This window comes from Weissella sp. MSCH1 (genome assembly GCF_045799135.1).
Lineage (GTDB): Bacteria > Bacillota > Bacilli > Lactobacillales > Lactobacillaceae > Weissella.
Window position 1 is genome coordinate 1 of the sequence record NZ_JBJMBA010000030.1, and the last position, 17,046, is coordinate 17,046.

General features: G+C 45.3%; 14 protein-coding genes. All 14 read right to left on the minus strand.

The window, feature by feature from the left end:
* Positions 1-481: 481 nt before the first annotated feature.
* Positions 482-1,411: an exopolyphosphatase gene (locus ACJ28U_RS02340; protein WP_407618260.1), complete on the minus strand. Its 930-nt coding sequence runs from the start codon at positions 1,409-1,411 to the stop codon at positions 482-484.
* 36 nt (positions 1,412-1,447) lie between these two features.
* Positions 1,448-2,467 (minus strand): tryptophan--tRNA ligase, encoded by a 1,020-nt coding sequence (trpS, locus tag ACJ28U_RS02345; protein WP_407618261.1) that lies wholly within the window; start codon positions 2,465-2,467, stop codon positions 1,448-1,450.
* Positions 2,468-2,574: 107 nt separating this feature from the next.
* Complete coding sequence (gene helD, locus ACJ28U_RS02350; protein WP_407618262.1) at positions 2,575-4,875, minus strand: RNA polymerase recycling motor HelD; 2,301 nt, start codon at positions 4,873-4,875, stop codon at positions 2,575-2,577.
* A gap of 961 nt (positions 4,876-5,836) precedes the next feature.
* Positions 5,837-6,685 (minus strand): alpha/beta hydrolase, encoded by an 849-nt coding sequence (locus tag ACJ28U_RS02355; RefSeq protein ID WP_407618263.1) that lies wholly within the window; start codon positions 6,683-6,685, stop codon positions 5,837-5,839.
* A complete protein-coding gene (locus tag ACJ28U_RS02360) occupies positions 6,669-7,808 on the minus strand; it encodes a hypothetical protein (RefSeq protein ID WP_407618264.1) in 1,140 nt (379 codons plus the stop codon). The genes ACJ28U_RS02355 and ACJ28U_RS02360 overlap by 17 nt, the downstream gene beginning before the upstream one ends.
* 11 nt (positions 7,809-7,819) lie before the next feature.
* On the minus strand, positions 7,820-8,893 hold the full coding sequence (locus ACJ28U_RS02365; protein WP_407618265.1) for a serine hydrolase domain-containing protein: 1,074 nt from the start codon (positions 8,891-8,893) through the stop codon (positions 7,820-7,822).
* Between the two features lie 50 nt (positions 8,894-8,943).
* Positions 8,944-10,197 (minus strand): D-alanyl-lipoteichoic acid biosynthesis protein DltD, encoded by a 1,254-nt coding sequence (dltD, locus tag ACJ28U_RS02370; protein ID WP_407618266.1) that lies wholly within the window; start codon positions 10,195-10,197, stop codon positions 8,944-8,946.
* Entirely contained in the window at positions 10,190-10,429 is a 240-nt protein-coding gene (dltC, locus tag ACJ28U_RS02375; protein WP_010372019.1) for a D-alanine--poly(phosphoribitol) ligase subunit DltC, read from the minus strand. Before dltC ends, dltD begins: the two co-directional genes overlap by 8 nt.
* A gap of 21 nt (positions 10,430-10,450) precedes the next feature.
* Entirely contained in the window at positions 10,451-11,677 is a 1,227-nt protein-coding gene (dltB, locus tag ACJ28U_RS02380; RefSeq protein ID WP_043708560.1) for a D-alanyl-lipoteichoic acid biosynthesis protein DltB, read from the minus strand.
* Positions 11,674-13,215 (minus strand): D-alanine--poly(phosphoribitol) ligase subunit DltA, encoded by a 1,542-nt coding sequence (gene dltA, locus ACJ28U_RS02385; RefSeq protein WP_407618267.1) that lies wholly within the window; start codon positions 13,213-13,215, stop codon positions 11,674-11,676. Before dltA ends, dltB begins: the two co-directional genes overlap by 4 nt.
* Positions 13,216-13,258: 43 nt before the next feature.
* A complete protein-coding gene (locus tag ACJ28U_RS02390) occupies positions 13,259-13,408 on the minus strand; it encodes a teichoic acid D-Ala incorporation-associated protein DltX (protein WP_010372027.1) in 150 nt (49 codons plus the stop codon).
* Between the two features lie 321 nt (positions 13,409-13,729).
* Positions 13,730-15,058, minus strand: a complete 1,329-nt coding sequence (locus ACJ28U_RS02395; protein WP_407618268.1) for a dihydrolipoyl dehydrogenase family protein — start codon at positions 15,056-15,058, stop codon at positions 13,730-13,732.
* A 72-nt stretch (positions 15,059-15,130) separates the two neighbouring features.
* Complete coding sequence (locus ACJ28U_RS02400) at positions 15,131-15,493, minus strand: type II toxin-antitoxin system PemK/MazF family toxin (RefSeq protein ID WP_010372032.1); 363 nt, start codon at positions 15,491-15,493, stop codon at positions 15,131-15,133.
* Positions 15,494-15,502: 9 nt separating this feature from the next.
* Positions 15,503-16,987, minus strand: coding sequence for an alanine racemase (gene alr, locus ACJ28U_RS02405; protein ID WP_407618269.1), 1,485 nt, complete (start codon positions 16,985-16,987; stop codon positions 15,503-15,505).
* Between the last annotated feature and the right edge of the window lie 59 nt (positions 16,988-17,046).

Here is a 17,046-nt window from a genome sequence, read left to right on the forward strand (position 1 = left end):
CTTTGTTGAAAAACTCAGCAACTGACTAACGGGGAAAACGAAGAAGACTTCAGCTGGCGTAAACTTCCGGCCTCTCTTAGTCAGAATGATCTGGTAATTCTCTAACGATTAAGGATTCAAAGCAAACCTAATTCTGTCCTGGTAAATCACATACGAATCTAACTTAAGGATGACAACCAAATCATGATAGATACATCTCGGCTGCCGGCATGGTGGTTGGGGCGTGACGTAGCGATTTGTCTGGGTGAACTCACAAGTTCGGCCGACCGCCGGTTAGATAAGGCGCTGGGAGCTAGACCCTTAGCACAATTATTTGGGTGCTAGCCGGTGCTCGTGCCGGCGGAGTTTACCCAGTCAAATCTTTGGCGAAGTCACGCCCCAACCACCATGCCTCGTGCGCTAGCACGACACGTCCTTCCCAACCACCATCCGAAAAAAGACCACCGCAATTAATACGGTGGTCTTAATTAATCATTATTGTTTAAAGCGTCATGCGATATTCTTGGAGTAACCCTTCACGAACGCCTGAAGCTGAGAAAATCACTTTGTCAGCCCCAGTGCGTGAGATTAACTCAACTAGTGGCAATAAGCCGCTGATAATAATATCTGCACGGTTAGCCTCTGTACCTAAAGCGTCTGCCCGTTCTTCATGGGTCATGTTGGCCATTTCGTCAAACGTCTTAAGCACTGATTCCGTTGTCATTTCATAGCCGTGGAAATTTGAATCGGCCGGCAAACCATGGCGCAAGCGATCCAAACGTGCCAGTGAACGATTTGCGCCACCCAACAAAATAATTGGCAATGTCGTCTCGTCCTCCAACCATGGCAAATGATCGTATTGATCAGAGACATATTGACTAGCCTTAGTAATCAACAATGGATCAACTACCCCAGCACCATTCAATTGGAACTTTTCTGACAAGTTAACCGCACCAAATGGCAAGCTAATAAAATTAGCGGCCATCCGTTCTTCAATGCCTACCAACTCAACGCTGGCACCACCAGTATCCAATAACCACGCATCACTAATATCCAAGGCTGATACTGCCCCTAAATAATCGTAATAGGCTTCTTGGTCACCGGTTAAGACACGAACTTCAACACCGACTGCTCGATAGACTTGGTCCAAGAAGTCAGCTTGGTTGGTTGCTTCGCGGACGGCCGCCGTTGCAATTCCAACGACCGTAATATCTTCATAGGTTTGGTAATCTGCTTGGAATTCAATCAAAGCATCAATCACGCGGGCCATCGCGACTTCTGTCAGTTCCCCCGCGTTATTGTCCATCCCCTCAGCTAAACGCGTGTCTAACTTACGACGCTTTAGCTCGGCGAAAGTACCATCTGCTTGTAGTTCTTCAACAACCATGCGGGTCGAATTTGAACCCAAGTCAATGACTGCTAAATAGCTCATTTCTATACCCTCCACGGTATTCGTCAGTACAACGGCTTAACCCCAGTATTGGATGCCCATTGCTTCGCGGACTTCACGCATTGTTGCTTGCGCCGTAGCCCGTGCCTTATCTGACCCTTCACGAAGCATGTTCAAGACAGCTTCAGGATCCTCGGCAAACTTCGCGCGACGCTCGCGCATTGGCGCAAGCTCAGCATTCAACACTTCAAACAAGTACTTCTTGATCTTCATGTCACCCAAACCACCGGCTTGGTATTGTGCCTTCAACTCAGCAACTTTTTCTGTATCCTTGTCAAAGATATCCAAGTACGTAAAGACCATGTTACCTTCAACGTGACCAGGATCTTCGACACGAATGTGCTCTGGGTCAGTGTACATTGACTTAACCTTCGTCCACAAGGTCTCTTCATCATCGCTCAAATAGATGGCGTTGTTCAAAGACTTTGACATCTTGGCATTACCATCCAAACCAGGGATACGTCCTTGCCCCTTAGGTGGGAACACGCCTTGTGGTTCAACTAGAATACCCTCACCGTAGTAGTTGTTGAAAGTACGTACTAGCTCACGTGTTTGCTCCAACATTGGCTCTTGGTCATCCCCAACTGGTACCACTTGTCCCTTAAACAAGGCAATATCAGCAGCTTGAGAAACTGGGTAAATGAAGAAACCAGCTGGAATGCTTTCACCAAAGCCCTTTTGTTGGATTTCAGTCTTCACCGTTGGATTACGTTGCAAACGCGCAATTGAAACCAAGTTCAAAAAGTACTCCGTCAACTCTGATAATTCAGGTACCGCTGATTGTACAAAAATTGTTGACTTAGCTGGGTCGATACCGACAGCCAAATAATCCAAAGCAACTTCCAACAATGAATTGTGAATCTTCTCAGGGTCACGCGCGTTATCAGTAAACGCTTGCTTATCTGCAATCATAATAAATGGTTCATATTCACCAGAATCTTGCATCGCAACACGATTCTTCAATGAGCCAACATAGTGTCCAATGTGCAACTTACCAGTTGGACGGTCACCTGTTAGCAAAACTTGCTTTTCTGCCATGTGTTTCTCTTCTTTCTAATAGCGGTATTGTGCCGCTAAAATCAAATTTCGTCACTGTTCATTGTAAGAGTTTTTCCTACTGATAACAAGCATTCCCGGCCATTCTCTTATTCACCAAAGGCATGAATTTCTAAGGTGTCTTGCACCTGGCGAATTAAACTCGATACTGGGCCAACGCTAATGAGCGTCAAAGCGTGCATAGCCCGGGATGCTAACGTATACAGTAAGCCTGTTGCTTCAGAATCAGGATAGTTCGTTTGTGACACATCATAACCAATCACTGCATCAAATTCTAGTCCTTTGGCTAAGTATATTGGCATCACGACTAAGTTAGACGTTCGTGTCCGATCACTGGCCTGCAATAATTGAAATTTTTCAGGATACTTGCGTAGCATCCGGTACACTGCTTCCGCTTCCGGTTGTGTCTTGGTCAAAATAGCAACGGTGTTATGCTCTTGACGTAACGCATCAACTTGACGCCACAATTCATCAGCGACGCCGGTTGTGTCGGTGATATAGAGGGCTGGTTTGCCACCAGGACGCGTAAACGCCATGATGTTGTCACCATCTGGTAAGAGTGCTTTCGCAAAATCCATAATTTCCTGCGTTGAACGATACGCCTTATTCAACGTAATTAAATTAGGCTTAGTCGCTTTAAACGCGGCCGTATACTTGGCTAACAACGCTGCTGGCGTTTCAACTTCACGGAAGAGTGCTTGTTCAGCATCCCCCAACACCGTAAATTTAGCAGCTGGGAAAGCATGCTTCAAATACAATAATTGCGCCATAGTATAGTCTTGCATTTCATCAACGAAGACGTAAAACATCGACTTATTCGTGCCACCACCCGTAATCAAATCACGCAAAAAGAGCATTGGCGCTGCATCTTCTAAATCGATTCGGTGATACTCTAGCTCACGCAAAAAGCGATCGCGCTTTGATAGCCACCACTCTGCTTCCGCCGGCCGTTGATTTGCCATGTAAGCTAAGAAATCACCATATTGGTTATAGATATCAAAAAAGTGCATATTGTACAGCGCATCATCAACCACCTGGAATTCTCGCTCAAGGTAGCGCTTCGCAGCCACATCAATTGCATCACCCATTTCTTCTTCTTCCGCAACTTGCTCGGCGAGTTCGTCCCCTAATAAGTCACGGTATTGTTGGTCATCCAAATTATTCAGCGCTTCAAGCACCCAGTCTTCATCAACCAAAGCGTCAATCCGGTTATTCAAGCGTTCCATCAAGCGCTTTTGAGTCATTTGAATCCGCTCACGTACTGAATAGTTGCTTGAGAATTCAGCAAACAACAACGTCATCGCTTCCTTACTGAAAAAGACATCATCTTCAAAATAGATATTGTCAAAACGTAGCGTTGTAGGCGTTAGTTGTTCGACAAAGGCTGTCAAGGCATCCAAAATCGTCGCATCCTCAAGTACTTCCCGAACCCGCAAACTTGCATCACTCACTGTGTTTTGACCTGCCTCATACCGTTCGAACAACGTTTGTACTTGCAGTCCTTGTAAACGCGCGCTGAAAAACTCAGCTAGCGTAACTTGTCGCATATTGCGCTCACCAAGTGATGGCAGAACATCGGCAATATAACTTGAGAACAACCGATTAGGTGAGAACAAGACGATTTGATCCGAATTAAGTTCTTCACGGGCATGGAATAACAAAAAGGCAATGCGCTGCAAAATCGCTGACGTTTTACCGGAACCCGCCACACCTTGCACCACCAGCAAGTCACTTGTTGTATCTCGAATAATTTGATTTTGCTCTTGTTGAATCGTGGCGACGATATTGCGCATCGTCAGGTCATTTTGTTGTCCCAGTGCATACTGCAACATCTCATCACCCACGGTTTCATTCGTATCAAACATATTAACAATTTTGGCATCTGCAATGGTGAATTGACGCTTCTTCAATAGTTCCGCATCCTGCTCTCCCATTGGTGTGGGATACGATACCTTCCCCAGCGTTCCGTTGTAGTAAATACCACTAATTGGAGCCCGCCAATCGTACACTAAGAAATCACCAGTTTTGTCCTGAACCGAGGCCAGGCCAATGTACAACGACTCCTGGTCACCTTCTTCATCAATATCAACGCGTCCAAAATAGGGGCTTGGTCGAAGCATTGTTAAGGTATCCACCGTCTTACGCATGATATTTTCAGTTTCCGTTACACGGGCCACAATGTTTCGTTGCTGCTGAATTTCGGCATTTGTTTCCATGGCATCATCGACTTCAAACGTGTTAATTGACGTATTGGCGACGTAGTTACCTTCAACGGCGCGTGTTTCAGAATGAGCTTGTGCGTATGCGTCCTTCGCATTTTCCAACTGCTGATCAATTTCAACAACCACTTTATCTAGTCGTTCTTGTTCTACCGGTTGATCTGCATGCATAATCGCTCACCTTACTTTCTTTCCTTATTTCAATTCAACCATTATACGCTCAATTCCCTCAGAAAAACTATTTTGAACGTGTGGTCGTCGCGTTGCGACGAGGCATGGGTGTGGGGGACTGGCTTCGACAAAGATGACAGCTAGGAAACTCCGCCGGCGCGAGCACCGGCTAGCACCCAACTAATTGTGTTAAGGGTCTGGGCCCGTTTGCCTTATCTAACCGGCGGTCGGCCGAACTTTTGAGTTCCCCAGCTGTCATCGCTACGCCAATCCCCCACACCCATGCCGGCAGCCGAGATATTCTGTTTTTATTTGATAACCATCCCTGAATGACACTTATTTTCAACTGTAAATTGCTAACTCTCCTGAAATCCCCTTACCTTTTAATAGGCTAACAAATTGAACTCGATACCGTATTACACGTTGTTTTACCCAAGCATGACAATCCAAAAAACTTGATAATATCTTGGCTGCTGCAACAGGCGTGGCTGGTATCCGGAGCGTTCAAAAATCGGCAACATGCCGCATGGCCGGCGCTATTCAGATAAGCCCATTCAGACCTTACGGGTTTAGGGACAATTATTTGCCCCGCTGAATGGCGTCCGCGCCATTCGGTTGCCGAGTTTTTGAACAAAGGCGCAGGATACCAGCCACGCCTGTTGCTCGTGCGCTAGCACGACACACACTCTCCCCCCAAAAAAATCGCACGAAAAAAGCACCAGGTCTCTCCACCTGGTGCTTTGTTCCAACCAATTCTCTTTATCCCTCTCAGCCGCTCTTACCCAGCTAAGGATCGTAGTAGTTGGCGTTTGCCACCGTCAACTACCTTTCAAAAGTTACTTACTAACTTTTCAACACTATTTATAGTAAGTGGAAATGGTGAATTAAATTGTGAATAATTGTGAAGAAATTGTGAACGACGAATTTTTAGCCATTTCAGTGTTGCAAAATCGCAACACATCTACGACTTAGGTCGGTTCAACTCACTTCCCATAGGCTTTGGCAAGACATTTTGTTGAATTAGCTGCACGATTTGATCATTCTGTGGCAAATCAGAATGCTGTGCATCATCCCCCGTCACCGTGATTTGTGTATAATGGGCAACTTGCTTTTGGAAAATATACTTACCGGCTTCGACTGATTCTTCAGGAACAATTCCATCATCATCATACGTCTCCGTGCCCAAAATCGAATACACCGTCAAATCAGTGGGGAGAGAGCTCCGGTGCTTAATAAAGTCCGCCAACATTTGCGTCTTGTTGTTAATGCTCTTCTCCGCAAAATTGTACGGTGACCCAATCGTCATCAAGACATTAACTTGTAGTTCTTCCGCTTGATAATACTGTTCTAAATACCGTGTCCAAATTAGCCCCCCATTCGAGTGACCAATGGCTTGGAAGCGACGGAAATGGTAACGCTTTTGCAGCATTAGAATTGCTTTATTAAACCACGCGGCTTGCTTTTTGATATTGGCATACCCATCATGATTGTTTTCAAAGGCAACCACCATATAAGGGGCCTGATCGCGGGCACGCAATTTACCGCTAACCGTCATCGCTCCTGTCTCTTTCACGGTCACTTTCAGCAAGCTGTGCTTATTAACCCCTTTATTTAGTTCCTTTACCAAACCATCAAAGCGATTTTGTGATGCTGATGATCCCGGAATTAAAATCGTTGGCGTCATTTTAGAATTAAAAATTGCACGGTTTGTTGAGGTTTTAACCTCACTCCATCGTAACCCCAGTATAATCATCGCCACGAGCAATATGAACATACCCGCAGTAACTACCCATTTAAGTCCATTGCGCATCTGTCACCTCTTCTAAAATCCGTTTTGCTGGTTGCCAATATAGCCAAATATCTAGCAGTAATATCGCAACCATGACAATTGCATAAGCCCCCAATTGGTGAGAGGCCAGTCCACCCAAAAGCAAGTTAGGCGTACCACTTGGTACCCAATAAACTGCGGGCGCTAAGTGGCGGAATAATAGCAGCGCCCCTAATAATAAGTTCACAATTGTGACAACGACCATCCGCCCCATCAGCCGTGGCCGCCACATAATCGGTATCATAAAGGCTAATGGCCACCACTGATCTAGTAATAATGGTATCAACACCAACAACCAAGTAATCGACACATGTTTCATGCGGCGCCGAATCATCATCGCCAAAAACAAGGCCAACAACATGCCGGCACTCCCAACTAACGCAAATGGTGCCAACGGATAAAGACTATATAGATTGGGTAAGGTTTGGTGTTGCAACATTGCGACCAAATTGGCGTTGGCCGTTGTGGTACTGATATCTGGATTCACCACCGCTGACAGACTATTTAAGCCAAGGCCATTACCAAGCACCGCCATCACATACCAGGCAATGCTCGACCACAAATGTTGCGGTCCATCACCAAACCAGCCACTGACAACTTGTTGTAAGAAAGCTGTCAAACTAAATTGCCACCAACGCTGCACCACCAAAATATAAAGCGCATAGACAGCATTCACCACAATGCCCATACCAAAGCGCCATTCGGTCTTGACACGTTGCACTGGCCAAACCAATGACATAACAAACACTGGCAAAATAAGCCAGTTAATCATTTGTGGGTTTCCTAGCAAATGCCACACAATTAGGGCAGACAAAGCAATTAAAACCCCTAGCTGTTCCGTTTTTAGGTGTGTCTTTAGCAAGGTCATCAACGTTCTGGCGACAACTAACACACCGACTAATTGGAATCCCATGGTCAGTGCCGTTGTAATCAACCCATTTAACATCACAAACTTACCCACGAATTTTGTGTAATGTAACACCGTCGGAAAAAAGCCATCCGGCAGTAACACAAGTCGTTGTCCTAACGCTAACCACGTTAAGACCAATACAACCGGCAATAACGTTGCCATACTTTGTTGCGTCGCCGCCAAATATCTTTTCATAGCATCCCTCTCTATTCAGTCGCCGCCCGGAACATCAGTTGCGCAAAGGCCACGTTTGCATGCGTTTTTTGGGTCATCCGATTACTAAACCAAATCACCATTGTGTGTCCATCCCGGGAGGTTTTAATCGTTGGTTCGTATCCCTGAATTAAACCGTGCAAATAGAGCGAGCCGTCTGCTTGATGGTAAAGTCCACTAGCATATTGCTCATTACCATTTGTTTTGGTCATATTTTGCCAAGCACTTTTAGACAATAGTTTGCCGTGTAGTTCGTCTTCTAAGAATTCATACATGTTAACAACAGACGTTGCCTTTGCCCCGGTACCAATCTCACGGTTATAAATCATGGCCGGTCCAGCATAATGTTGGCCAGTTTCTTTTTGACTTTCAGTATAGTACGGTGACTTCGTAAATGCATCATAACCTTGGAAATTATAGCCTTGGTGTTGATTGTACAGCGCATTAAATTGATCATCATACGACTTACCCTGTAATTGACGGAGAATCATCGCGATGACATCATAATTACCAGCTTCATAACGCCACTTTGGCGTTTGCTTGATTTTGATATGTTGCATGTCAAAATTCAAGTACGCCTCCTCATCCAAATCTTCCTTAGAAACCTTCGTCAAATGGTAATTAGACGTCATCGTCAATAACTGACGCATGGTAATTTTTCTAGCATTTGGTAGCGATGGCAAAAAGTGGCTAACCGTTGTGTCTAATGTCAGATGATGCTCTGCAAGTGCCCGCATCAACATGATGGCTGTTAAGTTTTTCTGAATTGAGGCCATTTCGTATTCCGACTGGACATTCAACGCTTGATTGGGCGTCGTCAGAGTGTGCCCATACGCCTGATACAAAACTGGCTTATTATCACGAACGACTAATAGACTACCTGAAAGCTTATTTTTAGCAACTGTTCGCTTTGCTAAATCAGCCATCGCTGGATCGTGACTAAATGGTTTTTTGGCCCAACTAACGTGGTGCGTCGCTGCCACAACAGGTCGCGCCGCGCCACCAACCATTGTCATGACACTAGTTGCTAAGACAACTGCACTAATCATTAATTTTCGCTGGTTCATTTCCTTACTCCTACTAAAAAAAGTGGTGACGCATCGCCACCACTTTTGGTTTAATTCACTAATGTCGCCGTCATCCAGTCATGACCATAATACTTATCCTGCATGTGATAAGTTGGCGTTGATTGTGGTGTTGTTAAGAAGTGGTTTACCCGCTTATCAAACGCTAGCCAACCGCGCCACCCCATGTGGATGGTATCTTGCATGAAATATTGCTTATCCCCTGATTGAGAAAAATCAGCAATATTCGTAAAGCCTTGTGTCTTTAACTGTGACTTAATCTTCGCAACAGTCTGGTCATACATCTTCATATCAAGTCCCGTGTATGCCGCCCACTTTTCATTAACTGGTTGGATAACAAAGAGCACATTGGTATGTGTCGCTGCAAACTGTTGTAAGGCCAATTGCAAATCACCATATTCGGGTGACTGCAAATAATTAAACTGACGCTGTGACCCGCGTAGCTTCCCCAATTGCTTGGCAACACGTTGTTGATAAAACTTATCATCAATACCAAACTGGTTCGACTTCGTGTGCTCTGCGGCATACTTGTCAGCTAAAGCGTTCAATTTTGTTTCATTGTACGTTTTTGGCAAGTTAGCTGTCTTAGGTAACACGCGCTTCGTATAATTATTTCCCAATTGCATATCAGCAAATAGTGAATCCTCATGGTTCAAGAAACGTAGCTTCATACTAATCCATCCTTGATCATTTGCGGTCAGCTTCTTGCCATCAGCAATACGTCGTAGATAACCAGTTAGTGATGAAGAGACATTCATTGCTAACAAACGCTTTGCCGCATAACGATCAGCCGTGGTCCCCTTAGCATGCTGTAACCACGTTAATGCTTGTGCTTGGTTAAAGTAATACTTAAACGCATTTGGATCTTCACCCCGCTTCACAAACCATTGTGGTGAAATCACGTACACGGCCTGCTTGTTGGTCAATTGCTTGGTGATTTGTTGCATGCCAAAGTACTGTGTCAATGACTGTGCCCCACGTTGACCCAATAAGAAAGGCCGGTATGAGCGGTGATAACCTTCCGCCAAAACGGATGGGTGGAACGTATCCATACGGCTCCACTCACTAGAACCGAAGAACGGTACAAAGCGGTGTTGCTTATCACTTAAGGCCCGTTGCTTAAGGGTTTGGTTCTTAAACACAATCGGTGTTAAGGCATTGGCAGCACGCTGCTCAGCTTGATAATCGTGCTTATTGTTGTCCTCCGGCATCAACATAATGCCGGCCACAACCGCAACGACCGCAACGATGACTGGACCAAAAATCAGGCCCAAACGCTTAAGCATTTTGCAACTCCTTGATACCTTCAATAATCTTGTTTGCTGTGTTCCAGTCATCACGACCCATCTCAGACACTGGTACCTTAATGTTAAACTTGGCTTCGATTTCAAGCACAAGTTCAACCGTTCCCATTGAGTCCAAGACACCGGCATCAAACAAATCTTCATCCATCATGTCTGATACGTCTTCCAAGAACAAATCGTTAATCATTCCCAATACTTCAGTCTTTACATCCATTTTTATATACCTCATTCATTACTAGTGATTATGGAACCAAAGTTGGTCCAAGAATCCAGAGAACAGCAAGAAGCTAACCATCACAATGTTAAACGTTAGGAAAATTGCAAACCCTTCCGTGAACTTATTGTGCGGAATCTGCTTCTTATGGCGACGCTTGTAACGCAGCCACCAATCATTAATCACCAAGGCTAGCCCGTGGAAAATACCGTAGCTGATGTAATACCAAGTTACACCGTGCCAGAATCCCATGATCGTCATGTTAAGCACATAAACCACACCAGACGTGACATTACGGTTCTTAAACACCTTGTGGCGCATGAACACCATCACTAGGCGCATAAAGATAAAATCACGGAACCAAAAACTTAGTGACATGTGCCAACGATTCCAAAAGTCCTTCAAGTTTTTCGCCATAAATGGCTTATCAAAGTTCATTGGCGTCTCAATACCCATTAGGTATGAAATGGCCACTGCGAACAATGAGTACCCGGCAAAGTCGAAGAACAGGTCGAAGCCGTACGCATACATGACACCAATCGTTGGCCAATTAATTAGTCCCCCAGCAACCAGTGCCTCATGCTCTAAGCCCGGCAAAAGTAATGTCCCAAAAATGTAAGCCAAGATGAATTTGTAAAAGAAGCCTAAAAACAAATAGTGGACCGCTTTTTCAATCATCCCCAGGTACTTATCCCGGTCAGGTACCGTCTCATAATCTTCCGTAAAGCGCCGGAACCGATCAATTGGCCCTGAAGACAAGGTTGGCATGAAGAGCATAAAGCGTAAGAATTGGCCAAAGGTGAATTCCTTCAACACACCATCACGCATCTCCATCAACATGCCGACCGAACGGAACATCAAGTAGGAAATTCCTAAAAAGCCAAGCAATGAGTTTTGCCCCATCGTAACAGCTGGTGTGATCTTCACGATTGCTAATGGCAATACATCTAAGAATACGGCACCATAGAATACCCACTTATTATCCGCCTTTTGCCGATATTTAGCATAGCCAAAGACCATCACAGCCTGCCAGATAATATATCCGATTAAGGCGATAAATTGTTGCCAGTGCGAGCCGGCGAACATCAAGACAATAAACGCTAATGATACTAAGCCTTCGTACCACTTAATGCGCTTACCAAAGAGTAACGCCACCACAACTGGAATTAACGCAACAAGCAAATAGATGAAATACTGAGGATCGCCGTATGGCTGCCAATTTGGCAGCTCTTGCAACCAGTTCATCATCGGTTATTAACCTCAGCAATCAACGCCTTAATATTAATCTTGCCATTTGGCGTAATTGGCAAGTCTTCACGATACATGAAGCGTGAAGGCATCATGTATGGCATCATATCATTTTGCAAATCTTCCTTAATTGCCTTAGTCAATTGCAAATCCTTTTCAAATTGCTCACGAACGCCAGGCTTAACCACAACATAGGCCAACAAGTTTTGCACCTTGTGTTGGTCGTTATAACGTGGCACAGCAACCGCTGATTCAACATATTGTGACAAGTTCAAGATGTGTGACACTTCTTCCAACTCGATACGGTAACCATTGAACTTGATTTGGAAGTCCAAACGACCACCATAGTGCAACATACCATCCTCATCAAAGTAACCTAAGTCACCCGTGTGGTAAGCTGGTTGACCATCTAATTCAAAGAAGGCTGCCGCCGTCTTTTCAGGATTGTTCAAGTAACCCTTTGAAACTGCTGGACCAGACACAATGATTTCACCTTGTTCACCAGCTGGCAACTTGTTACCATCTTCGTCCATGACAAAAGTTGGTGAATCTGGCTTAGGGAAGCCGATTGGCAAGCGCTCAGCCTTTTCAATCATCGCTGGTGTGATCGCAACTGCAGACAAAGCAACCGTCGCTTCAGTTGGACCATAGGCATTCACAATGCGGGCTTCTGGGAAGCGCTCGTGCAACTTGGCTGCCGTACTTACCGTCAATTCTTCACCATCAAAGTAGAAGTACTTAATGGTTGGCATCTTTTCAGCATTAAAGTCTTCTGACAACATGGCCATATCAGCGAATGATGGCGTTGACGTCCAAACTTGAATTGGCAATTCAGGCAAAGCCGCAAACAATTCCTTGAAGTTTTCAGTGACGTGCTTTGGCAAAGCGTATAACGTACCACCCATTGCCAACGTTGGGGCCCAGTACATGACTGACAAATCAAATGAGTATGGTGGTTGTGCCAACATTTGTGGTTGTGTTGGAACATCAAAATCATCCGTATTCAGCATCCAGTTTGTGTATGACAACAAGTTGTTGTGTGAAATTTGCACACCCTTAGGCAAACCCGTCGTTCCTGACGTAAAGATGATGTAGTAGTTATCGTCACCAGCAACCGCGTGCGTCATCTCATAATCAGCCTTTGAAGCAAACGCTTCGTGCACTTGATCCAGCGTCACGACGGGTACTGATGTAATATCGATTGGCAATGGATCGATAGCGATAACCAACTTAGGTTCACCAATCGTCAAAATGTTCGTTAGACGCTCGTTAGCTGAGTTCACGTCAACTGGCGCATAGGCGTGACCTGACTTGCTCAACCCAACAAAGGTCGCAAGCATCTCATATTCTTGACCACCAAATACCATCACCAATGACTTATCAGGCAAGCCCAATGAATCAACATAGGCAGCCAAGCCATCTGAATCACGCTTCAAATCAGCGTATGTGTGCGTGTCACCAAGGACGTTGTAGACAGCCATATCTGGTTGCGTCTTAGCATAGTCATCAATCGTTGCAAGCATGTTTGTAATTTGCATGATAATCTCAAAATCTTCTTTCTATAAATCAAACAATCTCAAATTAGAATTCGTTATAAATAAAGTGGCCCTGTCCCAAGCCTGAATAACCATAAAGGTAAATCAAAGCCAGGATAACCAATGCATAAAATACGGTCTGTCCAATAAACTTCATCACAGGCTTTGTCTTGCGAACATCCTGTTCTTCCTTCATGTCTATCTCCTTGTGTAACTTTTTTAAATTTACTTATCGTCAATATGACAAATATTTCGTACCTTAAAATAAACCCGCAACCTTAAACACATATTAAAAATACGTATTATCGGTTAACAAATATTTTTATATTTTTTTAGCTGGCCGAAAATAATATAAAACTATTTTATTTGACAGCAAAATTCAATAACAATATGAGAAAACGACTCACCGTTCTCATTGTAATGTTATTTTAAGGTGATGCGATGCAAGAAATACCATAAAACGAAAAAGCCATCGACAACTTTTAAAGTCATCAATGGCTTTTCATTATTTATATGATTAGGCAAAGAAGCCCATATCTGATGCAATAGATGGGTATGAGTACAAGTTGTGCTTAATCGCCCACTTGTCTTGCTTTTGGTTGATAGCCACTGTGAAGTAGTTCAACAACTCATCCGCCTCAGCACTCAAAACAGTCGCACCGATAATGACACCCTTTTCGTTCAAGACAACCTTTGCTTTCGCAATCGGTTCCTTGTGACGCCAGTATGCTAGCCAAGGCGTCATGTCAATTGAGTTAACACGCATGCCCTTTGCTTCAGCCTCAACAGCTGACATACCAACTTGACCCAACTTTGGTGATCCGTAGACCATCGTTGGAATAGCAGGGTATGAAATTTCTTCTGGCTCGGTACCAGTCAACAAGCCAGCTACATAACGTGCCTCATAGGCACCAGTTGGGGTCAACTTTGGTACAGGTGATTCAGCAACGTCGCCTACCGCAAAAATGTTGGGGTTCGTCGTACGCAAATCAGCCATAACCTTGATACCGTTACCGGCCACTTCAACACCGGCTGCATCCAAGTTCAAGTCTTCTGTATTACCTGCACGACCAGCTGCAATAAATGGCATATCGCTTGTTACACGACGACCATCTGCCGCAACGATATCGAAGCGACCGTCCGCCGTTTCTTCTACGGCAGCGGTATCAAAGTTCCAGTGGAACGTAATTCCCTTGCTCTCCATTTGCGCAATCAAATCTTGCGTCAAATCTTGATCAAACTCACGTAGAATAACATCGTGCTTCGCAACAACGTGTACCTTAGCACCCGCCGCTGCTGCAATACCGGCAAATTCGATGGCAATGAAGCCAGCACCGATGAAGGCCACTTCTTCTGGCATCTTAGGCAAGTTCAAGAAGTCCTCATTGTCGTGCAATAACTCATCACCAGGCACTGACAAACGTGCAGGACGCGCACCCGTTGCGATAATCCACTTATCAGCCGTGAACGTTTCCGTTCCCGTTGAGACAGTGTGCTCATCGACAAAGTAGGCGTGTCCGTACTTGTGTGTAATACCCGCATCATCCAAGCCCGCAATCTTACGAGCAGGCACAGGATCCGTGTATGCCATCTTGTGTTCCATCAAGGCAGGCCAGTCAATCTCATTGTGACCAATCAAGCCTGTGTGTTGCATCCATTCTGCTTGTTCCTTAGCTTCAACAGCCGCCAACAAGACCTTCTTAGGATCGCAACCATAATTAGGGCAGGTACCACCCCAGAGATACTCTTCGACAATCACAACTGATTGACCAGCTGCTTGCAATGGAAAGGCCGCTGACAAACCAGCAGGGCCTGAACCAATAACACCCACATTAAAGTGTTCCATGAGCACCACTCCTCCTTTTATTTATTGCTATTATTTTAACAGCTATTTGCAACTATTCCGAAAAATAAGGGGCTAAACTAAGCCTAAACTAATGACCAACGCTTGATCTAATTTTGCCACCAGGTGACCTGGGACAAGGCCAATTTTATCTTGCAATCGGCGCTTATCAATCGTTCGAATCTGTTCCAGCAAAATTACCGAATCCCGAGCGATCCCTGTATCCTCTAATTCAGCCGGTAACCCCACATGGGTCGGCATCTTAGGCTTTGCAATTTGCGCAGTAATCGGTGCAACAATCACAGTTGGCGCGTGTTGATTACCCACATCATTCTGAATAATCACTACCGGCCGTTGCCCGCCTTGTTCCGATCCCACAACAGGTGACAAATCCGCAAAGAAAATGTCACCGCGTTTGATATCATGTCGACTTGCCATACGCTCTCTCTACTTCACTAAATGACGTGGTAATCTTGGTGACAATCCGGTTGCGATTTCATAAGGAATCGTATCCATCTTGTTCGCCAAATCAACTAACGTAATTTCTTCATCGCCAACCCGACCAATCAACGTGACAACCGTTCCAACCGGCATCTCTTCTGGCAGTCGAATCATAAATTGATCCATTGCAATTCGGCCAACTAATTCGGCTCGACGGCCATCTGGTAGCAACACATCCATGCCTTGCAGGGCCCGTGGATAGCCATCCGCGTACCCAACTGGCACTGTCCCAATCCATTCTGGTTCCGTCGTTGTATAAGTTGCCCCGTACGAAATTGACGTCCCAGCTGGCACCCGCTTAACGTGCACCAACTCGGCCTTCAATGACAAAACTGGTTGTAAATCACGATTTGGCAAGGCTCCCTGTGAGGCATCGAATCCATACATGGCCGCCCCAACGCGAACTGCATCCGTGCTTGGTTGCTCATGCCACAATGACGTACCCGAGTTGGCCAAATGGCGCCAAATATCGGCTGGCAAATCCAATTCATCTGTCAACTCATGCCACTTGGCTAATTGCTTTTCAAAATAGACCGTATCATTCCCATCAGCTGTTGCAAAGTGCATACCAATCCCTTGGAACACAACGTTATCAGTCGCATTCAACTTTGCAACCACCCGCTCAAGTTCCTCGCGATTACGAATACCGATTCGGCCCATGCCAGTATCCACTGCAACCGATACTGTTAAGGTTGCCTCAGGCTTAAGTTGACTTAAGGCTTCATCCAGCCATGCCTCGCTGGCTACAACGGGAATTAAATCATACTTTGCTAAGTCAGCCACATACGACGCTGGCGTCACACCCAAAATCAAAATGGGTAACTTCACACCAAATTGGCGCAACCAAACCCCTTCATCAATCGTCGCCACTGCAAATCCATCCACACCAGCACGTTTAGCTGCCGTCACAATTTGTGGCAGCCCATGCCCATATGCGTTTGCTTTAACAACCGCAAAGAACCGGTTGGTTTCGGTCAGTTCGCGCACGTAGGCCACGTTATGTGCCAAAGCCTCGGCTGAAATTTCCAACCAAGAGGGGCGACGTTCACTGACCGGTTGGTGTAAAGACGCCAACGATTCCAAAATTACTGAACTATGTACGGTATCACCTGTGTGTGAAATTGAAATATGTGCCACCGCCTCGTCTTGCTTGGGGTGCTTGACCATGACTGGTTGTCCAGCTTCATTTGGTAATACTTCCATGTCGTGCCAGTGGGCTTCAGACCCAATGCCCGTACCAATGGCTTTACTATACGCTTCTTTAATAGAAAAACGGCCAGCTAAAAATTCCATTTGGTGCTTGCCCTTGCGCACGTCAAACACCTCACGCTCTGCTGGTGTCAACACGACATCAATAAACTCAGGGCGACGTTCTGCCAAACGCGTGACATCGCTAATCACTTGTGCATCGATGCCTTGTCCGATAATCATTATAATCGACCTCCCAGTCCGTAAATCATTGTCTCATTATACCCCGATTACCGTGCATA